The sequence below is a fragment of the Deinococcus sp. genome (assembly GCF_018260405.1).
Taxonomy (GTDB): Bacteria; Deinococcota; Deinococci; order Deinococcales; family Deinococcaceae; genus Deinococcus.
In genome coordinates this window covers 12,496-35,126 of the sequence record NZ_JAGLBG010000015.1, presented here as the reverse complement: position 1 = coordinate 35,126, position 22,631 = coordinate 12,496, and the positions used below count along the sequence as shown (strand labels likewise).

Below are 22,631 nucleotides of genomic sequence, written 5' to 3'. Positions count from 1 at the left end.
AGGCGGCGGCGGAATGCAAGCCGGAGAAGCTTGCCAACTCACCCCTCGCCAACTCACTGCCTCAGCTGTTGTCCACCACAACCGTAAAGCTCTTGCTCACCTTGCCATTTGCCGGAATGTCTACCCGCAACTCGGCGCTGGCCTGATTTTGCACGGCGGGCGCGTTGTCGATAAAGACCTTGCGGCCCCCCACGCGCTCGGTCACCTCGGCACGCACGGCGCGGCTCTTGCTGCTCTCGAAGGCGTAGGTCACCTTGTAGGTGCTTTTGGTCACGTTGCCCTTGCTGTCCTTGACCTGCTGGACACTTTGCACCGTGCGGGTGTAAGCCACGTCGGGGTCGTCACCCAGCATAAACTCGACCTTGCCACCCTTGCGCATGTCATTGATGTTGGTCTGGCCCACGATGCGGCCTTCCTCACGCACAGTAATCGGGCCAGCGGGCAGGCGGTCATCGGCGGTAAAGCGGTAAAAGCGACTCAGGGTACCGGTCTGTTTCTCGGTCGAGAAATAGGTGCTTAGGCCCACGTAGCGCTCGAAAGTGCTTAGCTTGGGCGTAATGAAAGGCAGGGTCACGACGCTGTTGGCGGGCAGGATAAAGGCCGTGCTCAGCGTGTACTTGTACAGCCCACGCAGCTCGCCGCCGCTCTGGATTTTGGGGGCGTCAGCGGCAACCCCAGCGGTGGCCCGCATCATCATCAGAGCGGGCATCGGCATATTCTCACCTTGCACGTTCACATCGCCCGCGTACAGCTCGGTATTTTTGACCTCATAGGGTTGGTCGCTGCCGTTGCGGATGTCGGCCAGGGCGGTCAACTGTGCTCCCGCGTCGCTGGCCTTCAGGGTATAGCGCGGCGACCAGCTTACCGAGCGCGTCAGGTAGCTCAGGGTGCCACTGCCAGGCTGCGTCAGGCCAAAAACCAGCGTCTGCGAGGGCGTCAGCGGGTTGGCGGGGGGCAGCACGTCGAATTGTAGCTGGCTGTACTGCACGGTAAAATACTTGCCGCCAGCGTCCCGCACCAGCAGGTCTTTGGCCCGCACCAGCGTCACGGGTTCGACCTTCGGGCCGTCCTTGTCGTCACGGCGCAAAAAGACCTGTTTGCCTTCCAGACTGCTTAGCCAGTTGGCCTCCAGCTTTTGCACGGCGCTGTCAAAATTGAGGCCCTCCAGATCGAGGCTGCCTTGAATCACGCCGTTCCAGGCTTCCTGCGGCAGGGCCACGCTGAGCGTTTTGCCCGCGCTGCTTACCCTTTCACGCACTTCAGTAAAGCTGGGATAGATACGAATATCGGTCGCCGCCGCGTTAGTCATAAGTGAGCTTACAAGAGTTAGGGCCAAAGCCAGAGCAAGGGTCTTCTGCATGACCCAATAGTGAGCCAGGCCCGTTTATGAGATGTGAGAGCACGGGTCAGGTCTGAAACAGGTCTGATGCTCGGGTCATTGACGGAAGCGTCATTTCTGCGTTCTGATTCGGGCGTCGATGCTCAGCGTGCGCGTCAGACGGCCTCCTGCCGGAAGCTCGGCGGCCAGCGTCGCGTCAGCGTTTTCCTTCACCGCGTCGCCGCTGAGCGTCACCACGCGGCCCGACAGCGCCCCCAGATTCTCGGTCACGCGCACGCGGGCAGGCTGGGTTTTGGCGTTTTTCAGCACATACACGACCTTGTAGGCCGCCCCGGTCTTGTCGCGCTGCACCACGCTGGCGGTGCGGGTGTAGGTCAGTTCAGGGTCTTCGCCCACACTGAGCACAATGGGCTGCCTGGCGGCGGTTTCGTTCAGTCCGGTCTGCCCGACCACATGCCCCTCATCGCGAATAAGTACCGGGCCAGCGGGCAAATACGCGTCGGCCTTCAGGCGGTAACTGCGCTGCGCTGCGCCGCCGCTGTCGCCAAGGCCAAAATAGGTCGAGACGGTATTCAGTCGCTCGGGCGTGATTTTGGGTGTCAGAAAGGGCAGGCTGGTGGTGCTGCGGGGCCGCAGGGCAAAGGGCCGCTCCAGCCTGAAGCGGTGCAGCCCGCGCAGCTCGCCGACCGCCACCACCGCGTTCCCGGTTCTGACCGGCATAGGCGCACTGGAAGACACCTGGGCCGTGGCTGCCGTGGCTTCGTCGGATACACTGCCAGCGTTGGCCCCGTACACATTCACGTCGCCGCTGACCAGTTCGGTCTGCCCCACCTGATACACCTGATCGCCCGGATTGCGGATGTCGGCCAGCGCGGTCAGCACGGCAGTGTCACCTTGTATGTTTAGCGTGTAGCGCGGCGACCAGCCCAGCCCGCGCGTCAGGTAGGTCAGCGTAGCGTGGCCCGGCCTCTCGACCTGAAAGGTCAGCGACCTGGCCGAGTTCTGCCCAGTGAGCGGCGGCGGCGTGTCGAACGCCAGATGGCTGGCCTGTATGCGGCGGTATTTGCCGTTCCAGTCCTTCACCAGCAGGTCACGCGCCCGGATCAGCGTCACGTCTTTGGGCTTGCCGCCGACGTACAACGTCATGTGCTGCCCTTCCAGGCTGCTAAGCCAGCCCTCGCTGCCCGTCAGCGTGCTTGACAAGACGCTAACGCCCTCCAGATTAGCGGTATCGGTCAGCAGATACGGGTCGGTGTCGCCCGCCAGCGTGTAACTCTGCCCGGTAATCTGCACGGGCGCTCTGACCTCGGCAAAGTTGGGATAGACCTGCAACAGGGCCACGGTGCGCACGCTGCCCGCTTCCGGCGGTGGGGCGGTCTGCGGGGCCTGTTCCGCCAGAGGCTTGCACCCGCACAGGCCCAGGGCCAGAATACCGGCCAGGAGAAGCAGGAGAGAAGACGCTCGGCGCGGCGCGATAGAAGGTGACATGCTTCAGCATATGGGAAAATGGCTGATAGGCAGCTGATGGGGGCGCTTGGACTCGTCCCGCTGATTCCCCTTCCAGCCGCTGCCGGGCGGCTGTGCGCCTCCGCTCGGGTGAGGCAAAACACTCCAGTGTCAGCCAACAGCCAACAAAAACCCCCACCACAACGGGCAGGGGCTTGAGCGGCTTCACAGTCTGACTTTTAGACGGTTCGACCTTTAGACTTTTCGACCTTCAGATAGACTCTCAGCGCTGCTTGGCAGCTTCGATCAGCGCGGGCACAATCTGGTTCACGTCGCCCACGATGCCGTAGTCCGCGACCTTGAAGATCGGTGCCTCGGCGTCCTTGTTGATGGCAATAATGTTCTTGCTCTTGCCCATGCCCGAGAGGTGTTGCACCGCGCCCGACACGCCCAGCGCAATATACGCCTTGGGCTGCACGGTTTTGCCGGTCTGCCCGACCTGCTCGGCGTAGGGCCGCCAGCCCGCATCCACCACGGCGCGGGTCGCGCCCACGCCCGCACCGATCTGGTCAGCGAGGCCCTCGACCAGGGTGGCAAAGTTCTCGGTGCTGCCCACACCGCGCCCACCGGTAACGATTACGTCGGCCTCAGTCAGGGCCACGCGACTTGTCTTCTCGACGCTCTTGCCGGTAACTTCCACGCGGGGGGCGGGCACATCCAGTTCCACGTCGTACTGCTCGCCCGCCGCGCCCGTGGGCTGGGCCGGGTTAAAGGAACCGGGCTTGGCGGTCACCACGACCACATTCCCCTCGGCTTCGACGGTTTCGGTGACGCGGGCCAAAAAAGTGTAGCGCTGGGCCTGCACCACCGCGCCGTTGGCACTCAATTTAATAGCGTCTTCGAGGTAAGGCGCGTCAAGCTTCACGGCCACACGCGGAGCGTACTCGCGCCCACTGCGGCTGCCCCCGATGATGACCAGATCGGCTTCGCCTTCCTGCGCGATCTGGGTCACTCCGGCGGCCCAGACTTCGGCGTTGTACTGCGCGAGCTGCGGCAGGTCGGCGACCAGTACCTGATCGGCGTATTGCGCGGCTTCGTTGGCGACCGGGGCCACGCCCTGCCCCATCACCAGCAGGGTCACGGGGCCCTCAGCGCCGCTCTCGCGGGCAGCGGTGACCATTTCGAGGGTGGACTTGGCAAGTTTAGTGCCGTTGTGTTCAGCGACAATCAGAATCACGGTTGAACCTCCGGTTCGTTTATTCGTCTACGTTTCTTGGTGTAACAGCTCTAAGGATTTACTCAAGTCTAAGCGCAGGAGGCGCGGGGAAGTGCCGTAGGAGTGTCTACTCACCACGCTTCACTTCCCACTCCTTTTACGCAATCACTTTTGCTTCATTACGCAGGAGGTTAAGCAGCTCGGCGGCGGCAACCTGCGGGTCCTTGCCGTCGATCATCTTGTTCAGGCGGGCGCGGGTCTGGATTTCGGCGCTCACGGTGCGCACGCGTGGCTCCACGCCGTACTGCTCCAGCGTGTCCTTGCGCAGTTCCTTTTTCTTGGCCTTCATGATGTTGGGCAGCGTCGGGTAACGCGGCTCGTTCAGGCCCTGCTGGGTGGTCACCACGGCGGGCAGCGGGGCACGGAAGCTCTCGTTGCCCTCATCCACGTCATGGCGGCCCGTGATGGCGTCGCCCTCGACACGCAGTTCGTTTGTCCAGGTCAGCTGGGGCCAGCCCAGTCGCTCGGCGGTGGCGGCTCCCAGGGCCTGCGAATCCCAGTCGGCCTCCTGCCCGCCGACCAAAATCAGCCCGGCGCTCTCGGCCTGCGCGACCTGCGCGACGAGCTTGCTGAGGCTCACGGCGTCAAGTTTCTCGCCAGTTTCAACGTGAATGGCGCGGTCAACACCCATCGCCAGGGCGGTGCGTAGGGCGTCCTCGTTGCGCTGCGGCCCGACGGCCAGCGCGACGATTTCCTCGACGGGTGCGCCGCTTTCGCGCAGGCGCAGGGCTTCTTCGACGCCGTACTCGTCCATGCCGTCGATCACGACGGTGGTGCCTTCCAGATCAACGGAATTGCCGCTGAGTTTTACGCGGGCTTCGGCGTCCGGGACTTGCCGGACCAGGGTCAGAATCTTCATGTGGCCTCCAGAATAAACGGGTCTTTGAAAGAGATTAGGGAGCTAGTTCGCATACTCCCGCCAGCAAAGAACTTATACTGAGTTCAAGTTTAGCGGATTGCAGAGCTGTTTTCTACCGGTCAAAGCATAGCGTCATGTCGGTCACCCGCAAACAGACCCCTACGAACAGGCCCCTGACGTGGTTCTTTCAAGTTCCTTAAGGTCTGGTCAAACCCCTGAGTAAGGCAGCTCATTTTGGTAGACCATGGTAGGAACTATGCAAAAGATTCTGATAGTCACTGCTCTCGCTCTGCTCGGCACCTGCTCCTCGGCTCGGGGTCTTAGTGGGGTTCAGCTTGGTCTGATGGGGGGCTACGCCTCGGGCCTTTCGGGGGAGGCGTTCGTGATCGCCCCCAACGTCGCCGGACCTATCGGCGTCAAAGCCAGCGTCGCCCTTACCCGCCCGAGCGACAACATAGTCGACAGTGCCGACATCGGCGGCGGCCTGGGTACGTTTACCAGCGCCAAGAAGACTCTGGGAGCCAGCGAAAGCGGCAGCCGGACTACCCTCGGCCTGGACGGCACCTACAGCTTGGGCGAGGTCCTTCCCGGTGTGAGCGCCGTGGCTTACGCAGGCGGGCGCTACGGCATGTTCAAGGCCACCGAAAGCTACGCCATCAGCAACTCCTCGACGACCTACAAGATGAATTCCTTCGGCATCGGGGCCGGGGCTATGCTCAGCTACGCGCTGGCGGGGAATATTAGCCTGGTGGGTGATCTGGGCGTAGATGAATACTTTAACACCACCATCGGTGTGTCCGGAAGCGCCAAAGACAGCATCGGCACGGGTGACAAGACTTACAGCACCGTCCGTAACCGGCTCGCCTTCCCCAATACAGTGTTCAAGGCCCGCATCGGGGTCAAGATCGACTACTGAGCGGCTGGATCAGCAGGCGGTGTGACAGGCTCCCCGGCTCCGGTCTGGGAGCTTTTTTTGGCCTGATGCTCCAGCAGTCCGCGCAGCTGCTCGAAGGCGGCCACCGTGCGCGGAAACCCCAGGTAAGGGATGCAAAAGAGCAGTGTTTCACGCACTTCCTGCTCGGTGGCCCCGGCCTGCATCGCCCCGCGCAGATGGGTACGCAGTTCGGGCGGACTGCCCAGCGAGGCCAGCATCACGCAGGCAAGCAGTTCCCTGGTTTTCAGGTCCAAACCAGGCCGCTCGTACACCGTGTCGTAGGCGAAGTCGCGGATATAGCTCATCAGGGCCGGGTCAAGCTGTTCCAGGCGCTCCAGAATCCGTTCCTCCTGGCTTCCGAAGATGACCGTGCGGGCACTGGGCAGGGCAGCTGGGGGGGCAGTTTCATCCATGTCTCTAGGCTACTGCCCCCGCTGGCCGACACTCCGGGCTTTGGCTATTGCGCTGGCTTTTTTGCCTATACTTGGACTCGGTACAGCAAAATATAGACTGTTTACCTGTTCCCCGGAGGATACCCCCATGACCCAGCCGTCTCTGCCTGCCCCCGCCGCCGAAGCTGTCAAAGCTGCTTTGCACGCCATTCCCATGAACGCCACCGTCGGAGTCCAGATTACGGACGTAGGTGCGGGCTGGGCCACGGGCGTGTGTGCCGACAGTGCCCCTTTTCGCAATCACTTGGGAACCATTCATGCCGGGGCACAGTTTTTGCTGGCCGAAGCCGTCAGCGGCGCGGCTTTTGCCGGAGCACTGGCCCGGTATCTTAACGAAGCCGTGCCCCTGATCGAGAAAATGGAAGTGCATTATGTGGGCCGCGCCGTCGGGGACCTAAGCGCCCGCGCCGAGGCCAGCGCCGCTGATCTGCCCGCCGCCCTGGCGCAGTACGCGGCTGAAGGCAAGGCACGCCTCATCCTGAATGTGACTGTGAAAGATGGCGAAGACAAGGAAGTGATGCAGGCCCAGGCCCACTGGTACACCCGCAAACGCAGCTGACCGGAGGCGGCCAGGCTCCCCCAGGCACCAGCGACAGCGTTTTACCGCCGCGCACTGAGGCCCTTAAGCCTCCCCCCTGGTTCTGAGTGGGCCGTCTGAGTAGGCCGTCTGGGTGAGCACAAGGCTGGACGCATAACCCACATGCCTGACAGGACGGGCGCGTCCGGGAAGAAGTTCCAGAGGTGCCTCTGCCGGAAGGGAAGTGAGACAGGGAAGCCTTACTGCGGCGTGTTCTGTTCGAGCCAACCAGCCAGCCAGGGCAGTTTAACAGCTACTTTTTCTTTCAGGCCTTCCCAGTAGCGGCGCGACCAGCCTTCTATATTGCGCTGCTTGCCGCGTGCGACGGCCATTGCGCCCTCGGGAACGTCGGCGTGAACGGCGCTGCCCGCCGCGATGAAAGCCGCGTCACCCACGCAGCGCGGCGCGATGATGGTGCTGTTGCTGCCAATAAACACGCCCGCGCCCACCGTGCTCTGGTGCTTATTCACGCCGTCGAAATTCGCCACGATGGTGCCCGCGCCCACGTTCGTCTCCTGCCCGATAGTCACGTCTCCCAGGTAAGCGAGGTGCCCGGCCTTGACGCCCGCGCCCAGCCGCGCGTTCTTGGTTTCCACAAAGTTGCCGATGTGCACGCCCTCGCCCAGCACCGTGCCGGGGCGCAGGCGGGCGAACGGCCCCACGTCGCTGCCGCTGCCGACCTGCGCTCCTTCCAGCACGCTATGCGGCTTGACGCTGACGCCCGTTTCCAGCACCGAATCGGTCACGACGCTGTAGGCACCCACCGTCACGTCGTCGGCAATACGGGTTTGCCCGCGCAGAATGACGCCCGGTTCGATGGTCACGTCACGCCCGATGGTCACGCTGTCTTCGATATACACGGTTTCTGAGGCTGAAATGCTCACGCCGTTTTTCAGATGCCCGGCGTTGATCCGCGCGCGCATGATGCTTTCGATTTCCGCCAGCCCGGCGCGGTCGTTGGCTCCCCGCACCTCATCAGTGTCGGCCAGTTTAAAGGCCCGCACGGGTTTGCCGGAGTCGCGGTACAGCCCTAGCAGGTCGGTCAAGTAATACTCGCCCGAGGCATTGTCGTTGCCGATCCTGCGGGCCAGTTCGGGGGCCTGCGAATTGAACACGTACACGCCGCTGTTGAATTCACCGATCTTCTTTTCGCTTTCGCTGGCGTCCTTCTGCTCGACGATGCGCTCCACGTTGCCGCCCGCGCCACGCACGATTCTGCCGTAGCCGGTGGCGTCGGGCAGTTCGCCGGTCAGCACGGTCATGGCGCTGCCACGCTCGCGGTGGTCGGCCAGCAGGTCATGCAGGGTTTCCGGGCGCAGCAGGGGCGTATCGCCGTACAGCACCAGAATGTCGGCGTCTGGTTGCTCTAGGGCGCCCACACCACTCAAAAAGGCGTCGCCGGTGCCGCGCTGCTGCTCTTGCCGGGCAAAGACGATGCCGGGCTGTTTCAGAGCCGCTTCAACTTTTTGTGCGCCGTGACCGGTCACCACCACGATCCGGCGTGCGCCCAGCTCCTGCGCGGCCTTGACGGCCCAGGCGACCATCGGACGCCCGGCGACCGGGTGCAGCACCTTGGGCAGCTTCGATTTCATACGGGTGCCCTGTCCGGCAGCCAGGATCAGTACGTCCAGTGGACGGTTATGTTCAGTCATGGGTTTCACCTTTGGTTCAGTGTAAAGGAAGCGGGCCGGGGACTTATTGCCTGGCTGACCGTGGGTTTCTAAACAAGCCTGGCCCGAAAGTGCAGCGCCGCCCCGAAAGTGCAGCAGCGCAGGGCGGCGACCGTGCTCAGGCTGCCGCCAATGGTCAGTTCAGACTGTTTCTTTGATGACTGTTTCCGGGGCGGCCGAGGCCACTTCAGTCGGCAGCGGCTCGGGCCGCGAGCGCAGGCGCATAAGCATCCAGAGGCTGACCAGAATCAGCGGAACGCTGATAAGCTGGGTTTCGGTCCACAGGCCGATGCCCGGCTCATTCAGTCCCTGCGAGAGGTAAGACTTGACCGGCAGCGGGTTGAGGCGAAAGGTTTCTTCCCATCCGGCCCGCAGGACGCTGTACCACAGCCAGAACTGCCAGAAGGCCCACCCCGGACGGCGCGAACGCAGCCAATAGAACGCGGCGATGCTGAGGATGATGCCGATAATGACGCCGTACATCTGCGTGTAGTGAACCGGCGCGGTCATCACCAGTTGCCCGCCGATGGTCTGGCAGTATTTCGACAAGTCGAGGTCGGGGTTAGGGTTGGCCACGCACATGCCGTCGTGAAAGGCTCGGGCGCTTGCGGGCCAGTGGTAGCCGATGGGCCAGCCGGTCACGCGCCCGACGGTATCGGTGCCGTTCATGATGTTGCCGATACGCCCGCCAATGATCCCGAAGGCCACGCCCGGTACACACAAGTCGGCGTATTTGTAGAAATCCATCTTGTATTTGCGCGTGAAGTACAGCATCACTAGAATGCCGCCGATCAGCCCGCCGTGAATGCTGATGCCGCCGCCCCGGATGTTAACGATGTCGAGTAGCACGCGCGGAAAGGGAATATGCGCGAACATGTTCCACGAGGTCGCCACGAACACGATTCTGGCCCCCACGATGCCCCAGAACAGCATCCACAAGATCATGCGCTCGAAAAGGTCCACATTCAGGCCGCGCCGCCGGGCGTAATTTGTTCCCACATAGATACCCGCGACGACGCCGAGCATGATCAGCAGGCCGTACCAGGCAATTGTGAAACCACCAATATTCAGAAAGACCGGATTCATAAGTCACGTGCAGTTTAGGGCCTGAACGCATGAGGGAAGCGCGGGGCGCGGCAGACGGCAGCCAAAAACCCTCCCGGCGTGAGAGGGCTGGTGGCCGCGCACACAAACTTTAGCTGTCCAGAATGACGTTTTGGGTCTGATACGAATGGCCGATTGAGCCGGGCCGCTTTGGATTCAATCCGGGCGGAGGCGCGAGGAATACGGATTTCGCGGTCTGGAGTTCCCGGTTAGGGTTCCCCCGAGGAAAGCGCCCGAAGCTGCTTTGCGGCGCAGCTCTACGAGTCGGCTCGAACTTGAACGGTTTTTGCAACGCTTTCAACCGGAGTCCGTCTCAGTCGGCGGAATGACCCGGAAGATGCGCGAGAGCAGCACGCCCAGTTCGTACAGCACGTACAGCGGCACGGCCACCAGGAGCATGTTGCCGGGGTCGGGTGTCGGCGTGATGATGGCGGCGGCGATCAGAATGCCAATCAGCGCAAACCGCCAGCCTGCCCGTAGCATGGTGTGGTTTACGATGCCGATGCGCGTCAGGATAACCGCCAGGATCGGTAACTCGAAGGCCAGCCCGAAGGCGACCAGGAACGTGACCACCGTCCCGATATACTCCTGAAGGTCGAGCATTGGCGTGACCACGCCCGCCAGGAAATCCACCAGAAACGGCACCATGGTGGGCAGTACCACGTGATAGCCGAACAGCACGCCGCAGATAAACGCGAAGCCCGCCCCCAGGATGAACGGCAGCGCCCAGCGCCGCTCCTGCGGATACAGCCCCGGCGCAACGAAGCCCCACACCTGCCCCAGGATAAACGGCAGCGAAATCGCCAGTCCCGCCCAGAAGGCCAGGTTGAAACTGAGCATCAGCTGCGCGGCCAGCTTGGTCGTGATGACCTGCACCCTATTTTCGCGGTACAGCTCGGAATAGGACAGCGGCTGCTTGACCAGCTCGATCAGTTGCACGCGGTACTGAAAGGCGATAATCACGCCGATGATCAAAAAAACCAGGCCGATGATGATGCGCCGCCGCAGTTCTTCGAGGTGGTCGAACAGCGGCGCACTTTTCAGATCAGCCTCGGTGGGTACGGTGGGGGCAGGGGTCACAGCGCTTCAGTTCCCCGGATCAGCGGCGATCTACGGGAGTTTGCACTGGATTCGTCTGTACCTTGGCCACCGTGGTTTCACGCACGACCGTCACCGGCTGCCCAGTTGCCGGATCAAGCTGCTGCGAAGGCACATCAACCACTGTGTGCTGAACGGTGGTCGACACCGGTTCCTTGACTTCTTTCTTGAATTCCTTGATGCCCTGGCCCATGCCCTTCATGATTTCAGGGAGCTTTTTGGCCCCGAATAGCAGAGCGATCGCAAGAACGATCAGTAAAATTTCCATTGGCCCCATAACATTCTCCTTGGCGCGGTGAGGCGCTGACTTGGCGTTTCTGGCCCCCGGCAACCAGCTGGCCGGAATATCCCAGCGCATTCTGCCTATGTTAAAGCGAATTGCAAAGAAAGAGCAGTGCTCCGAATGATGGGCACTTCGGAAAAACACCGCCGCCCGCTTCATTCTACGTCCTGCTCTTTCTTGTTCACTCGTTCCACTCGGCAAAAAAATGGTCAAAACAGCACCACCCTTTTGCAAAATGCTCTAAATCGAGCGGCAAGGCCGCTTGCACCCGTGCTTAGGCTTTCAGCCCAGTTCTAGGCGGCTTATCTCTGGATAAACGAACGCGCTTTCAGATGCTCCGGCCGCCGTCCACCAGGATTTCTTGCCCGGTGATGTACGCCGCCTCGCTGGTCGCCAGAAAAGCGACGGCAGCGGCGACCTCACCCGGTTCACCGAAACGCCGCGCCGGAATCCTGGCTTTCAGCTTCTCGGCCTCGGCGGGGTCGCTGCGCAGCTTTTGCAGGCGCTCGGTGGCGGTGTAACCGGGGGCCACGGTGTTGCAGGTCACGCCGTCGGCGGCCACTTCCAGCGACAGTGTCCGCAGGTGGTTGGTCACGGCGGCGCGCATGGCATTACTCACAGGTAGGGTCGGCGAGGGCCGTCCTACCGTCAGGCTGGTAATGGCAATGATCCGGCCCCAGTGCCGCTCGCGCATACCGGGCAGCACGCCGCCAACCAGCCGGGCGGTACTCATAAAGGTGGTCTGAAAGCCCGTGTCCCAGCCCTGCTCTGTCACTTCACTGGGCAGGCTGGGCGGCGGCCCGCCCGCGTTGCTGACCAGAATATCCACCTGTCCAGCTGCGTCCAGGGCTGCCTGCACGCCTGCCGGGGTACTGACATCCGCCACGACCCAGCTGGCCCCGATGGTCGCAGCAGCGGCTTTCAGCGTGTCTGCGCCCCGGGCGGCCAGCGTGACTTCTGCCCCCAGTTGACGCAGTTGCTGCGCCGCCGCAAAGCCGATTCCCTTGCTGCCGCCCGTTACCAGCGCCCGTCTGCCGTCCAGTCTAAAGAGTGCCATGCCGTGAAGGTAGCAGACGCCGCCTGTGCCTGAGCTGCAAGCGACCTGTTCCTGAGCTGCAAGCGACTGCGATGCGCGTGAGCTGACAAAAAAGAGTGTATGAGCCTATATGCTGAATGTCATATGAGCGTCATACTTGGTATTGATATCGGTGGTAGCGGCATTAAAGGCGCTCCAGTAGACGTGCAGACGGGCAAGCTGGTCGCCGAGCGCCACCGGATTCCAACCCCGGAAGGTGCAAAGCCAGCCGACGTGAAAAAAGTCGTGGCCGAGCTGGTTAGGCACTTTCAGCACAGCGGGCCGGTGGGTCTTACCTTTCCAGGGATCGTGCAGCACGGAGTAACCCTGAGCGCCGCCAACGTCGATAATGACTGGATCGGAATAGAGGCCGACCAACTCTTTACCGACGCGACGGGCTGCGACGTATTTCTGCTTAACGACGCCGACGCCGCTGGACTCGCCGAGGCTAGATTCGGGGCGGGGGCTGGTGTGCGCGGCACAGTGCTGATGCTGACTTTCGGTACCGGCATCGGCAGCGCCCTGATTCACGAAGGCGTGCTGGTCCCCAACACCGAGCTTGGTCACCTGTGGCTGCGCGACAAGCACGCCGAGAGCTGGGCTTCTGACCGCGCCCGCGAAAACGATGATCTAAACTGGAAACAGTGGTCCAGGCGAGCCAGCGCCTACCTGCAACATCTCGAACTGCTGTTCTCGCCGGATCTGTTCATCATCGGCGGCGGCATTAGCAAGAAGGCCGACAGGTGGCGCGACCTGATCACCCTGGAGCGCAGCCAGCTGCTTCCTGCCGCGCTGCTAAACGACGCCGGAATCGTGGGAGCGGCTATGTACGCCGGGGCCCAGGTCGGAACTGTGCGCCCGCCGCGCCCAGCGCTGAAACCCCAGCGCGTCGAGGCGTCGGCCACTATGAGCAAACCGGCCAAAACCACCGCCAAAGCTGGACTCACCGGGGCTAAGTAGCTGCTGGTGCAAGTGCAGCGGACTCGTAGAGCTGCCCCGCAGAGCGAGCAGAAGAGAAACCGGATTCCGGGTGTGCAGTGGGCCACCCGGCGCCTGGGCGAGTATTCAACGAAACAGGCGGCAGTAACCAACCAAATAAGTTCCGCTGCCGCGTAAGATCGGCCCTATGACGCCGAATCCATCCATACCCCGCCTGCTGACCTGTGACGTGCTGTACACCGGTATGGGCGGGGCGCAGTCGCCCGGAGCCGTGGTGGTCGTGGGCAAAACCATTGCGGCCACGGGAAGCCTGGATGACCTGCGGGCCAGTTATCCACATGCCGCAGAGGAAAGCGTGGGCGGCATCATCGCGCCGCCGCCTGTTAACGCCCACACGCACCTCGACATGAGCGCCTATGATTTTTGTGCCCTGCCCTACTTTCGCTGGATTCCGGAAGTGGTGGTTGGGCAGCGTGAGCGGCGTGGTGTGCTCGGAGCCCTGGCTGGGGCCGACGCACTGGCCCGCCTGAACGTCGGCGGCGTGGGCGACATCGTCTTTGCCGCTCCAGTCATGGAGGCTCTGCTGGCGCGGGAAGACCTGAGTGGCGTGCTGTATATCGAGGCTTTTGCGCCTCGGCCCGAACAGGCCGATGAGGTGTTCGGGCGCTTACGTGAGCAGATCACGGGCTGGCGCAAGCTACAGCGCCCCGACGGGCCACGCCTAGGTATTTCGCCGCACACGCCGTTCACGGTCAGTCACCGCCTCATGAAACGGCTGGCCGATTACGCAGCGGGGGAGGGGCTGCCGCTGCAAATCCATGTGGCCGAACATCCCAGTGAACTGGAACTGTTCCAGACCGGGGCCGGGCCACTGTGGGCCAATCGTTTGCAAGCGTTGAACCCGGACACGTTTGCCGAAGTGATTGGGCGCGTCCCCGAGCCTGGGTTGACCCCGGTGCGCTACCTCGACGAACTGGGTGTGCTGGAGGCCCGGCCCACGTTGATTCATATGGTGAACGTAACTCCGGACGACATTGCGCGGGTGGCCCGCGCTGGCTGCGCTGTCGTCACCTGCCCGCGCAGCAATCATCACCTTGAATGTGGGGTCTTCGACTGGCCTGCTTTCGCCGCTGCCGGGGTCGAGATCGCACTGGGCACCGATTCGGTCGCCAGCGGCGAAAGCCTGGACGTGCGCCAAGAGGTCGAATTTGCCCGGCAGCTTTATCCGCGCCTTGACCCCCGGATGCTGGTACGTGCGGCGGTCAAGGGCGGGCACCGCGTTGTTGGCACCCGGACGCCTTTTATTCGGCGCGGCGAAGCCTGGCACGACTGGTATATCTGGGGGTAAGTGTGCTACAATTTTTCGGTTAGCTACGCACAGTGACGTAGCAAAAGGAGTTCAATATGCAAAAAGACCTGCACCCCAAAGCTGTTCCCTGCAAAATCATCTTCCAGGGCAAAGTCGTTCTCGAAACCCTGAGCACCAGGCCCGAAATCCACGTGGATGTCTGGAGCGGCGTGCACCCCTTCTGGACCGGCGAAGAGCGCTTCTTGGATACCGAAGGCCGCGTGGACAAGTTCAACAAGCGTTTCGGCGAAAGCTACCGCACCACCCGCAAGAAGTAATACGGATTCCGATTGAATCTGGTAGTTTCAGATTCAATCCGAGCGGACGCGAGTGGGAAAAGTACGGACTCTGCGTTATGGAAGCGCAGGAGGTGCAGTCCCGACTGTGCTGGAATTAAGCGGAGTCCGTATAAGCTAGCTTCACTCGATTGGCCCTGCCCACGTGGTGGGGCTTTTTTGTGGTCTGAGGCCGTACCTGTAGGCCGCCAGCCCCAGGCCGACTAGCGGATAAATCTACCACACAAACTGGATATAAGGGTGAATGGCGGTGGTCAGTACAAACGGCGCGACACCGAACAGCATGATGGCCGCAGCCTTGAAAGCCATTCCGAAACCAGTCCACGGCGATGTGCGCCAGTAGACCATGCAGGGCAGCCACAGGCTGAGGCCGAACAAGGCGAAGCCAGCGAGGGCGGCGTAGGCAAGCGCGAGGCCAATGGCGTCACCAAATTCTGGTGCCTGCCAGAGCACCGGAAGGGTGAAGATCAGCGCTAGCGCCCCAGCCAGCCCAAAGACCTCATCCAGAAAACCCACGCGGGGCAGGCGCACCAGCAGACTGAAGGCCAGGAGAGCCACGACCGCGTTCACGAGGGCTGAAAGTGCCTGGGTGGTCAGCTCTTTCGTTCGCTGCGCGGCTCTGGCCTGGGCTTCGCTGGGCATCATTCGGTTGGGCCAGCGGCGCACCTGACCCGAGGGCAACGTCAGGGTGAGCTGGTACTTTTCCGGTGTCCAGGGATACAGACGGCGGGCGGAGGGGTCAGGCCGAGGAGCAGGAGTGACCAGGCCAACCAGCTTTTCATACGCTCAGTGTACAGGTGAGCCAGCGTACGCTTCTGGGCAGGCTGGGCAGTCACGTAACCGGGGGCCGCTCTGCCATAATCCCCTGTGCTCAAGTCTCCCTACTCCGGCGGGCACCTCGAAGTGATCGTCGGGCCAATGTTCAGTGGTAAAAGTGAAGAACTCATCCGGCGCGTGACCCGTGCGCTGATTGCCCGGCAGCGGATAGCCGTGTTCAAGCCTGCGCTCGACGACCGCTATCACGCGGCTCATGTGGCAAGTCATGCCGGGCGCACCATCGAGGCGCTGGCCGTGCCCGATGTGGCGGCTATTCACGCTCACCTCTCGGGCCAGGGCGAACTCCTCAGCGCCGCGCCGGAAGGCCTGGACGTGATCGGCATCGACGAGGCGCAATTCTTTGGCCCCGAACTGGTGCCACTGGTGTTGGATCTGGCTGACGCCGGGGTCCGCGTGATTCTGGGTGGTCTGGACCTGGATTTCCGCGCCGAACCATTTGGCCTGATGCCCGAGCTGCTGGCCCGCGCCGAGAGCGTCGATAAATTGACCGCCATCTGCACCGTGTGCGGCGCCCCAGCCACCCGGACGCAGCGTCTGATCGGCGGCCACCCGGCCCGCTTCGACGATCCTGTGGTGCTGGTCGGGGCGCAGGAAAGCTACGAGGCCCGCTGCCGGGTTCATCATGAAATCGAACGCTAGAAAGAACACTACGCATCGTTGACCCTCGCCCGTTACGGGGGTGAGGAGGGGGGCAACTCAACGCTGCTAATCGTCCAGACCAAAAAAACCGCCCCCACTTGGAGGGCGGCTCTTCTAGCACTCTAGGACTTATTCGGTCTTTTCAGCGCTGGTTTCTTCGGTCTTGACATCGTCTTTCTTATCGCTGGCAAGGCCGAACTGTGCAAACAGGTCCGCGTACACGTCACCGAGCTTGGTGCTGATCTTGCCACCCTGCTGGGCGTCTTTGGCATTGTAGTTGTAGTCGGCACCGCCGCCACGTCCACCGCGTCCACCGCTGCGCTGACCGCCGCCTTGACCGCCGCCTGCGCTGTAACGTTCGCTGCGAGCACCACCGCCCTGGCTGACGTAGTCGCGGCTGCCGCCACCCTGCTGCGGGGCCGGGGCGCTGCCGCCCAGGAAGCGGCGACGGCTGAGGCTAGCACGCTGCTCCACGGGGTCGATGTTCAAGATCATGGCTTCGATTTCGTCACCCTTCTTGAACAGGTCGGCGGGGTTGTTCACACGGTTGAGGTCAAGTTCACTGATGTGAATCAGACCCTCGATGCCTTCTTCGATTTCCATAAACACACCGAAGTCGGTCATGCCGGTGATCTTGCCCTTGACGGGGGTGCCGGGCGGGTAACGGTCAGGCAGCGCACTCCAGGGATCGTCGGTGGTCTGACGGATTCCGAGGCTGATGCGGCGCTCCTTGGGGTCGATTCGCAAGATCACGGCTTCGACCTCGTCGCCTTCCTTCATCACTTCGTTGGGGTGGCGCACGCGCTTGGTCCAGCTCATTTCGCTCACGTGAACTAGCCCTTCCAGGCCGGGCTCCAGCTCGATGAAGGCACCGAAGTTCGTGAGGTTGGTGACCTTGCCCTTAACGTGCTGGCCGATGCTGTAACGCTCGGTGGCACCTTCCCAGGGATCCTGGGTCAGGGCCTTCATGCTCAGGTTAATGCGCTCACGGCCTTCGTCCACGTCAATGACCTGAACCTGAACCTTGTCGCCCACCTTGACCACGTCGCGGGGATGGTTGAAGCGCCCGTAGGTCAGTTCGCTGCGGTGCACCAGACCGTCAATGCCGCCCAGGTTCACGAACACGCCGAAATCGGTGATCTCGACAACTTCGCCCTCGAACTGGCTGCCGGGAGTCAACTGGCCAACGGTGGCTTCACGGGCCTTCTTCTTCTCGGCCTCCATGATTTCACGGTGGCTGATGATCACGCGGTTGCGCTTGCGGTTCAGCTCGATCAGCTTGACCTGTAGCGGCTTACCAACGTAGGGGTCAAGTTCATTGACGCGGCGGGTATCCACCTGACTGGCGGGCAGGAAGGCGCGGATGCCTTCGACCTGCGCGACCAGACCGCCACGCACTTTCTCCAGCACGTCGACTTCAAAGGCCTCGTCATTTTCCTGCATCTTTTCCAGCACGCGCCAGCCTTTGTCCTGCTCGGCACGTTTTTTGGAAAGGACGATCTGGTTGTTGGCGAGGTCCACACGCACCACGTAGGCCGTGATCTGCTCGCCAGCCTTGTACTGCTCCTGGGCCTGTTCCAGTGTGACGGGTTCCTCGTCGAGTTGGTTGAGGGGAATGACGCCCTCGACCTTCGCGCCAATGTCCACGGCAATGCCGTCCTGGCCGATGAACACGATGGTACCGTCGACGATATCGCCGCGCGACACATTGTGGTTTTCCTGCGCCTCGGTGGCGAGGATATCCTCCATGGTCATGGCGGGGTATTCGCGTTCCTCGTGCTGGGCGCTGACCTGAGTGTCAGCGGCGCTCGCCGTAGGGGTGACGGTGGTGGGGGTGCCCGCGTGGGGCTGAGTCCCGCCTTGCTGGGCGGGGGTCTGAGTGTTGTCTTCCATGAACTCCTGTCCTCCTGACGCGCACGGGGATTGGCTCCCAGTGCGTTCGTCTTCCTGATACCTGTCCATCCTGGCCTGCATACACAGGGGTGGTATGGCAACACCTCAGTATAGCAGAATCAAGCGTCGGTCAGCAAGCACACCTACAACTCGTAAACCCGCGTCTGAACGGAGTGCAGCCGATTCGCAGGCCGAAACCTGAGGGCGGCCCCCTTGACCTTTGGCCGCATTCCGTTTTATAGTCGTTCGCGCCGGAGAGATTTTTTCGGCCACGTCAGAGCACTGTGTTGGGGCATCGTCTAATGGCAGGACAACGGTCTCTGACACCGTCAGTCAAGGTTCGAGTCCTTGTGCCCCAACCAAAATGAAAGAGGAGTTTTCCTTACCGGAAGCTCCTTTTTCAGTTGTTATGACCCTGCACTGGCGTCTGAGTTCTGGAAAGCTATGCTTTAAAAAATAAAGTGTGCTTGCCTGACTTTCTGGGCTGTTGGGGCGGTGCTACCCTCTTGTTATGACGCAGAACCACGACTACGACGTGATCATCATTGGTGGAGGCCCAGCAGGGCTGACCGCCGCGATCTACACGGGCCGCGCCAGTCTCAGCACCCTAATTTTGGAAAAGGGGCTGCCCGGCGGACAGATTGCCCAGACGGAAGAGGTCGAAAACTACCCCGGCTTTCCCGAGCCGATTGCGGGGATGGAACTGGCCCAGCGCATGCAGCAGCAGGCTGAAAAATTTGGCAGCAAGATCGAAATGGACGAGGTGCAGGGCATTACCCACGACGCGGCGGCGCACCCCTATCCGTTTACGGTGCATGGGTACAGCGGCCAGTACCGTGCCCGTAGCGTAATTCTGGCGACTGGGGCCAACCCCCGCAAGCTGGGCATTCCCGGCGAGGAAAACTACTGGGGCAAGGGCGTAAGCACCTGCGCCACCTGCGACGGGTTTTTCTACCGGGGTAAGAAGGTCGTGGTCGTCGGTGGGGGAGACGCCGCCGTCGAGGAAGGGCTGTTTCTGACCAAATTCGCTGAGGAAGTGACGCTGATTCACCGCCGCGACACCCTACGGGCCAACAAGGTCGCGCAGGCCCGCGCTTTTGCCCACCCCAAGATGAAATTCATCTGGGATACGGCGGTCGAGGAAGTGTTGGCCACTGACAGCGTAACCGGGGTCAAGTTGAAGAACCTCAAGACGGGCGAAGTTAGCGAAATAGCGACGGACGGGGTATTTATCTTTATCGGCCACGTGCCAAACACCGAATTTATCAAAGACACCGTCAAGCTGCGTGACGACGGCTATGTCGAGGTGACCGACGAGATTTACACCAGTGTACCGATGCTGTTTGCGGCGGGAGATGTCAGCGATTACGTCTACCGTCAGCTGGCGACCAGCGTGGGAGCCGGAACGCGGGCCGCCATGAGCGCCGAGCGTGCCCTGGCTGCCCTGGAAGTCGCGGGCGCGGAAACAGCCGCCGACTGATACAGATTCGGGGTGAGGAGCCTGCAAACACCGTTCCGTCCGAGCGGCCCTGTAGAGCTGCGCCGCAGAGCAAAGAGGACTGTCGGGCGTGGAGTGGGCCCCCTGGTGATCTGGTGATCTTGCGGGTTGTTAACGGAACAGCACCAGACCCTCTCCATTCTCAGTGCAACGTACTTCTGACGGTTCTCGCCCCGCCCGGTTGATCTAAGGATGAACTTCGTTGCTAGGCCCACCGAACTTAAAGAAAATGCGCCCCGGCCCCAATTGCGGTCGGGGCGCGTTCTCGTCTAGGCTGAGTTTATGAAGACACCTTCCCTGCCTGAACGACTGGGCCGTAAAATTCGGGGGGTGCCGGGTAAAGTTCGCCGGATGTGCCAGAGCGTGACGCCCGAAATGGCGCATCCGGACGACGACTGGGCCGCGCAGTATCTCAATCCGGGCGAGCGGCTGGTTTACCTGGGCATGGACCCGCGTGACCGCGAACACGCCTGCCGGGTCACGGCCCATCTGCTGCGCGACTGCCCCCGTTCCAGCCCGGAGCTGATCGCGGCGGCGCTGCTTCATGACTGCGGCAAGAGTGTGCGGCCCTATTTTCTGGTCGAGCGCGTGCTGGTCGGCCTTATTCCTAACCGCCTGACCCGTATTTTGCCGCCGGTCGGGGGCATTGGCATACGCGCGGCGCACCCGGAACTTGGCGCTCAACTGGTGGCGCGGGCGGGCGGGCGGCCCCGTGTGGCGCAGCTGATCGTTCGGCATCATCAGAGTGTGGGCGACCCGGAAGCGGCGCTGCTGCACTATTACGATGACATGGAATAGATCCGGGAGTAGGCTTCCATTCCCGGTGTGGCGCGGCCAGCCGGGCTGCGCAGTGGAGGAAAGTATGAATGAACAAGACAAAAGACCGAATGCGGCCCACAGCGGCACCTTCAAATTGGGCGGGGAACTGAGCGTCAACCGCCTGGGCTTCGGCGCAATGAGAATTACCGGTGACGGGGTGTGGGGCGAGCCAAACGACGTTTCCGGTGCGCTGGAGACGCTGCGCCGCCTGCCGGAACTGGGCGTAAATTTCATTGATACTGCCGACAGCTACGGCCCTACCGTCAGCGAGGAACTGATTCGGCAGGCGCTGCACCCCTACGATCAGGTGATCGTGGCGACCAAGGGCGGCCTGACCCGCACCGGGCCAAACGTGTGGCCGCCTTGTGGCCGCCCGGAGTACCTGATTCAGCAGGCGCACCTCAGCCGCCGCCGCCTGGGAGTCGAGCAGATCGACCTGTGGCAGCTGCACCGCATCGACAAGGCCGTGCCCGCCGACGAGCAGTTCGGAGCCATCAGAACCTTGATCGACGACGGCGTAATCCGTTTCGCGGGGCTTTCGGAAGTGAGCGTCGAAGAAATCGAAGCGGCCCGCAAAGTGTTTCCGGTGGCGACCGTTCAGAACCTGTACAACCTGGTTAACCGCAAGAGCGAAGCTGTACTGGACTACTGCGCCCGCGAGAACATCGGCTTTATGCCCTGGTTTCCGCTCGCCTCGGGCAGTCTGGCCCGCGACGGCAGCGTGCTAAGCGACCTGGCCCGGCGCCTGGAAGCCACCCCGTCACAGGTGGCGCTGGCCTGGATTCTCCGGCGCAGTCCGGTGATGCTGCCCATTCCGGGAACCAGCAAGGTCAGGCATTTGGAGGAAAATGTGGCTGCCGCCGACCTACAGCTCAGTGACGAGGAGTTCCAGGCGCTCGACGCGGTAGGCCAGGCAGAGTGGGCCAAGACCAGCGCTCCCGAGAGCTGAGTAGTACGGAGCAGGGGGGGGAAGGAAAGATGGCTCCTTTCCCCCCTGCGTATTGTTGGCGTGTCACAAAATGGCGGCCTGAACCTTGCATACTGGCCGCTGTATGGCTGCCCCCAATCCACTGGCCCCCGATCTGCTGGCCGAACTTGCCCTGAAGCTGGGCGCAGACGTGGTCGGCTGGGCTCCGGCGCGGGTGCCTGCCGGGAGCGTGGCGCAATACGCCGGGTGGCTGGCGGCGGGGCGGCACGCGGGCATGAGCTATCTGGAACGCCAGCTGCCTGCACGGGCTGAGCCACAGACCCGGCTGGAAGGAGCGTTGAGCGTGCTGGTGCTGGGGCTTTCGCACGCTTTCGGGCCGCTGCCGAGGCCCACGGGCGGTGTGCGGGTCGGGCAGGTGGCCCGCTACGCCTGGACGCCGGATTACCACGACCAGCTTCAGCCGGTGCTGACGCGCCTGGAACACGGAGCAGCGGCCCTGGGCTACCGCGCCAAAGGTTATGTCGATCACGGCCCAGTCATGGAACGCCTGTTTGCGGCGGGGGCCTTTATGGGCTGGCGGGGCAAGTCGGGGATGCTCGTCAGTACCGAGTACGGGGCCTTCATGACTCTGGCGGTTGTGCTGACCGATCTGCCACTGGAGGGCGTAACCGCTCCCCACCCGGACCGCTGCGGACGGTGTACCCGCTGCGTGCAGGCGTGCCCTACGGCGGCCATCGGGCCAGACCGCGCCATCGACGCGCGGCGCTGCGTGTCTTACCTGACCATCGAGCACCGGGGGCCAGTGCCCGACGAGTTCCGGCCTGGCATCGGCGACTGGCTCTTTGGATGCGACGTGTGCAGCGCGGTGTGCCCCTGGACGCTCAAGGCTGGCCCGCTGGCGCGGACGCTGCGGCCCCTGCCAGAGCTGGCCTATCCAGACCTGACCCAGTTTTTTGGTATCAGCGAGCGCGAATTCGAGCGCCGTTTCGCGGGCACGGCGTTTTTGCGTCCGCGCCGCAAGGGAATGGCCCGCAACGCTCTGACGGTGCTGGGCAACACCCGCGACCCCCAGGGCTGGCCGCTCCTGCTGGCCGGACGGGCCGACCCCGCCTGGGAAGTACGCGAGGCGTCGGCCTGGGCGCTGGGCCAGTGGAACGAACTGGGTCACCTGGAGACGCTGCTGAACGACCCGCACGAGCTGGTGAGGGGCAGGGCGGCGCGGCTTTGGTCTGGTGGCTAATACGGACTGCCGATTGAACCGGGCAGTTTCAGATTCAATCCGAGCGGAGGCGAGAAGGAACACTACGGGTTTCTTGGCATG

Annotated in this window: 22 protein-coding genes and 1 tRNA gene; 11 read left to right on the top strand and 12 right to left on the bottom strand. The window is 62.5% G+C overall.

Features of this window, described 5'->3' with window-relative positions; all coding sequences use genetic code 11:
* Positions 1 to 61 precede the first annotated feature (61 nt).
* The 4 genes from QZ269_RS03680 to QZ269_RS03665 form a co-directional block, all read right to left on the bottom strand.
* Positions 62 to 1,360 carry a DUF4139 domain-containing protein gene (locus QZ269_RS03680; RefSeq protein ID WP_291424427.1) on the bottom strand — a complete coding sequence of 433 codons (1,299 nt, stop codon included), beginning with the start codon at positions 1,358 to 1,360 and terminating at the stop codon, positions 62 to 64.
* A 90-nt stretch (positions 1,361 to 1,450) separates the two neighbouring features.
* Complete coding sequence (locus QZ269_RS03675) at positions 1,451 to 2,827, bottom strand: hypothetical protein (protein ID WP_291424425.1); 1,377 nt, start codon at positions 2,825 to 2,827, stop codon at positions 1,451 to 1,453.
* A gap of 241 nt (positions 2,828 to 3,068) precedes the next feature.
* A complete protein-coding gene (locus tag QZ269_RS03670) occupies positions 3,069 to 4,022 on the bottom strand; it encodes an electron transfer flavoprotein subunit alpha/FixB family protein (protein ID WP_291424423.1) in 954 nt (317 codons plus the stop codon).
* Between the two features lie 136 nt (positions 4,023 to 4,158).
* Positions 4,159 to 4,920, bottom strand: coding sequence for an electron transfer flavoprotein subunit beta/FixA family protein (locus tag QZ269_RS03665; protein ID WP_291424421.1), 762 nt, complete (start codon positions 4,918 to 4,920; stop codon positions 4,159 to 4,161).
* Between the two features lie 256 nt (positions 4,921 to 5,176).
* On the opposite strand from QZ269_RS03665, the gene QZ269_RS03660 reads away from it, so the two are divergent.
* On the top strand, positions 5,177 to 5,836 hold the full coding sequence (locus QZ269_RS03660; protein WP_291424419.1) for a hypothetical protein: 660 nt from the start codon (positions 5,177 to 5,179) through the stop codon (positions 5,834 to 5,836).
* Here the strand turns inward: QZ269_RS03660 and QZ269_RS03655 are convergent.
* Entirely contained in the window at positions 5,830 to 6,267 is a 438-nt protein-coding gene (locus QZ269_RS03655) for a carboxymuconolactone decarboxylase family protein (RefSeq protein ID WP_291424417.1), read from the bottom strand. The two genes, QZ269_RS03660 and QZ269_RS03655, sit on opposite strands and share 7 nt — an antisense overlap.
* 127 nt (positions 6,268 to 6,394) lie before the next feature.
* On the opposite strand from QZ269_RS03655, the gene QZ269_RS03650 reads away from it, so the two are divergent.
* The gene (locus tag QZ269_RS03650) at positions 6,395 to 6,865 is read left to right on the top strand and encodes a DUF4442 domain-containing protein (protein WP_291424415.1); all 471 of its coding nucleotides are present in this window, start codon (positions 6,395 to 6,397) and stop codon (positions 6,863 to 6,865) included.
* A gap of 218 nt (positions 6,866 to 7,083) precedes the next feature.
* Here QZ269_RS03650 and glmU read toward each other — a convergent pair whose 3' ends face one another.
* The 5 genes from glmU to QZ269_RS03625 form a co-directional block, all read right to left on the bottom strand.
* A complete protein-coding gene (gene glmU, locus QZ269_RS03645; RefSeq protein WP_291424412.1) occupies positions 7,084 to 8,535 on the bottom strand; it encodes a bifunctional UDP-N-acetylglucosamine diphosphorylase/glucosamine-1-phosphate N-acetyltransferase GlmU in 1,452 nt (483 codons plus the stop codon).
* Between the two features lie 159 nt (positions 8,536 to 8,694).
* Positions 8,695 to 9,639 (bottom strand): prolipoprotein diacylglyceryl transferase, encoded by a 945-nt coding sequence (locus QZ269_RS03640; protein WP_291424410.1) that lies wholly within the window; start codon positions 9,637 to 9,639, stop codon positions 8,695 to 8,697.
* Positions 9,640 to 9,954: 315 nt separating this feature from the next.
* Positions 9,955 to 10,737 (bottom strand): twin-arginine translocase subunit TatC, encoded by a 783-nt coding sequence (gene tatC, locus QZ269_RS03635; protein WP_291424408.1) that lies wholly within the window; start codon positions 10,735 to 10,737, stop codon positions 9,955 to 9,957.
* 19 nt (positions 10,738 to 10,756) lie between these two features.
* The gene (locus QZ269_RS03630; RefSeq protein WP_291424406.1) at positions 10,757 to 11,251 is read right to left on the bottom strand and encodes a twin-arginine translocase TatA/TatE family subunit; all 495 of its coding nucleotides are present in this window, start codon (positions 11,249 to 11,251) and stop codon (positions 10,757 to 10,759) included.
* A 115-nt stretch (positions 11,252 to 11,366) separates the two neighbouring features.
* Positions 11,367 to 12,095 carry an SDR family oxidoreductase gene (locus QZ269_RS03625; protein WP_291424404.1) on the bottom strand — a complete coding sequence of 243 codons (729 nt, stop codon included), beginning with the start codon at positions 12,093 to 12,095 and terminating at the stop codon, positions 11,367 to 11,369.
* A 123-nt stretch (positions 12,096 to 12,218) separates the two neighbouring features.
* On the opposite strand from QZ269_RS03625, the gene ppgK reads away from it, so the two are divergent.
* The 3 genes from ppgK (at position 12,219) to rpmE (ending at position 14,678) form a co-directional block, all read left to right on the top strand.
* Entirely contained in the window at positions 12,219 to 13,073 is an 855-nt protein-coding gene (ppgK, locus tag QZ269_RS03620) for a polyphosphate--glucose phosphotransferase (protein ID WP_291424402.1), read from the top strand.
* A gap of 166 nt (positions 13,074 to 13,239) precedes the next feature.
* Positions 13,240 to 14,400 carry an amidohydrolase family protein gene (locus QZ269_RS03615; protein ID WP_291424400.1) on the top strand — a complete coding sequence of 387 codons (1,161 nt, stop codon included), beginning with the start codon at positions 13,240 to 13,242 and terminating at the stop codon, positions 14,398 to 14,400.
* 56 nt (positions 14,401 to 14,456) lie between these two features.
* Complete coding sequence (gene rpmE / locus QZ269_RS03610) at positions 14,457 to 14,678, top strand: 50S ribosomal protein L31 (protein WP_291424398.1); 222 nt, start codon at positions 14,457 to 14,459, stop codon at positions 14,676 to 14,678.
* A gap of 234 nt (positions 14,679 to 14,912) precedes the next feature.
* On the opposite strand, the gene QZ269_RS03605 is transcribed toward rpmE, so the two are convergent.
* Positions 14,913 to 15,341, bottom strand: a complete 429-nt coding sequence (locus QZ269_RS03605; protein WP_291424396.1) for a hypothetical protein — start codon at positions 15,339 to 15,341, stop codon at positions 14,913 to 14,915.
* A 222-nt stretch (positions 15,342 to 15,563) separates the two neighbouring features.
* On the opposite strand from QZ269_RS03605, the gene QZ269_RS03600 reads away from it, so the two are divergent.
* Positions 15,564 to 16,172 (top strand): thymidine kinase, encoded by a 609-nt coding sequence (locus QZ269_RS03600; protein ID WP_291424394.1) that lies wholly within the window; start codon positions 15,564 to 15,566, stop codon positions 16,170 to 16,172.
* A gap of 129 nt (positions 16,173 to 16,301) precedes the next feature.
* On the opposite strand, the gene QZ269_RS03595 is transcribed toward QZ269_RS03600, so the two are convergent.
* Positions 16,302 to 18,065 (bottom strand): 30S ribosomal protein S1, encoded by a 1,764-nt coding sequence (locus QZ269_RS03595; protein ID WP_291424392.1) that lies wholly within the window; start codon positions 18,063 to 18,065, stop codon positions 16,302 to 16,304.
* 288 nt (positions 18,066 to 18,353) lie between these two features.
* On the opposite strand from QZ269_RS03595, the gene QZ269_RS03590 reads away from it, so the two are divergent.
* The 5 genes from QZ269_RS03590 to queG all read left to right on the top strand — a co-directional run bounded on the left by QZ269_RS03590 (position 18,354) and on the right by queG (position 22,550).
* Positions 18,354 to 18,427: transfer RNA gene (locus tag QZ269_RS03590), tRNA-Gln, on the top strand.
* A gap of 149 nt (positions 18,428 to 18,576) precedes the next feature.
* Complete coding sequence (trxB, locus tag QZ269_RS03585) at positions 18,577 to 19,545, top strand: thioredoxin-disulfide reductase (RefSeq protein ID WP_291424390.1); 969 nt, start codon at positions 18,577 to 18,579, stop codon at positions 19,543 to 19,545.
* 300 nt (positions 19,546 to 19,845) lie between these two features.
* Complete coding sequence (locus tag QZ269_RS03580) at positions 19,846 to 20,361, top strand: HD domain-containing protein (protein ID WP_291424388.1); 516 nt, start codon at positions 19,846 to 19,848, stop codon at positions 20,359 to 20,361.
* A gap of 64 nt (positions 20,362 to 20,425) precedes the next feature.
* Entirely contained in the window at positions 20,426 to 21,331 is a 906-nt protein-coding gene (locus tag QZ269_RS03575) for an aldo/keto reductase (protein ID WP_291424387.1), read from the top strand.
* A gap of 103 nt (positions 21,332 to 21,434) precedes the next feature.
* Positions 21,435 to 22,550, top strand: a complete 1,116-nt coding sequence (gene queG / locus QZ269_RS03570; RefSeq protein WP_291424385.1) for a tRNA epoxyqueuosine(34) reductase QueG — start codon at positions 21,435 to 21,437, stop codon at positions 22,548 to 22,550.
* Positions 22,551 to 22,631 lie beyond the last annotated feature (81 nt).

Coding starts and splice junctions, on each gene's coding strand:
- QZ269_RS03680 (WP_291424427.1), bottom strand. CDS start 1,360: ATGCAGAAGACCCTTGCTCTGGCTTTGGCCCTAACTCTTGTAAGCTCA.
- QZ269_RS03675 (WP_291424425.1), bottom strand. CDS start 2,827: ATGTCACCTTCTATCGCGCCGCGCCGAGCGTCTTCTCTCCTGCTTCTC.
- QZ269_RS03665 (WP_291424421.1), bottom strand. CDS start 4,920: ATGAAGATTCTGACCCTGGTCCGGCAAGTCCCGGACGCCGAAGCCCGC.
- QZ269_RS03660 (WP_291424419.1), top strand. CDS start 5,177: ATGCAAAAGATTCTGATAGTCACTGCTCTCGCTCTGCTCGGCACCTGC.
- QZ269_RS03655 (WP_291424417.1), bottom strand. CDS start 6,267: ATGGATGAAACTGCCCCCCCAGCTGCCCTGCCCAGTGCCCGCACGGTC.
- QZ269_RS03650 (WP_291424415.1), top strand. CDS start 6,395: ATGACCCAGCCGTCTCTGCCTGCCCCCGCCGCCGAAGCTGTCAAAGCT.
- glmU (WP_291424412.1), bottom strand. CDS start 8,535: ATGACTGAACATAACCGTCCACTGGACGTACTGATCCTGGCTGCCGGA.
- QZ269_RS03640 (WP_291424410.1), bottom strand. CDS start 9,639: ATGAATCCGGTCTTTCTGAATATTGGTGGTTTCACAATTGCCTGGTAC.
- QZ269_RS03625 (WP_291424404.1), bottom strand. CDS start 12,095: ATGGCACTCTTTAGACTGGACGGCAGACGGGCGCTGGTAACGGGCGGC.
- ppgK (WP_291424402.1), top strand. CDS start 12,219: ATGAGCGTCATACTTGGTATTGATATCGGTGGTAGCGGCATTAAAGGC.
- QZ269_RS03615 (WP_291424400.1), top strand. CDS start 13,240: ATGACGCCGAATCCATCCATACCCCGCCTGCTGACCTGTGACGTGCTG.
- rpmE (WP_291424398.1), top strand. CDS start 14,457: ATGCAAAAAGACCTGCACCCCAAAGCTGTTCCCTGCAAAATCATCTTC.
- QZ269_RS03605 (WP_291424396.1), bottom strand. CDS start 15,341: ATGATGCCCAGCGAAGCCCAGGCCAGAGCCGCGCAGCGAACGAAAGAG.
- QZ269_RS03595 (WP_291424392.1), bottom strand. CDS start 18,065: ATGGAAGACAACACTCAGACCCCCGCCCAGCAAGGCGGGACTCAGCCC.
- trxB (WP_291424390.1), top strand. CDS start 18,577: ATGACGCAGAACCACGACTACGACGTGATCATCATTGGTGGAGGCCCA.
- QZ269_RS03580 (WP_291424388.1), top strand. CDS start 19,846: ATGAAGACACCTTCCCTGCCTGAACGACTGGGCCGTAAAATTCGGGGG.
- QZ269_RS03575 (WP_291424387.1), top strand. CDS start 20,426: ATGAATGAACAAGACAAAAGACCGAATGCGGCCCACAGCGGCACCTTC.
- queG (WP_291424385.1), top strand. CDS start 21,435: ATGGCTGCCCCCAATCCACTGGCCCCCGATCTGCTGGCCGAACTTGCC.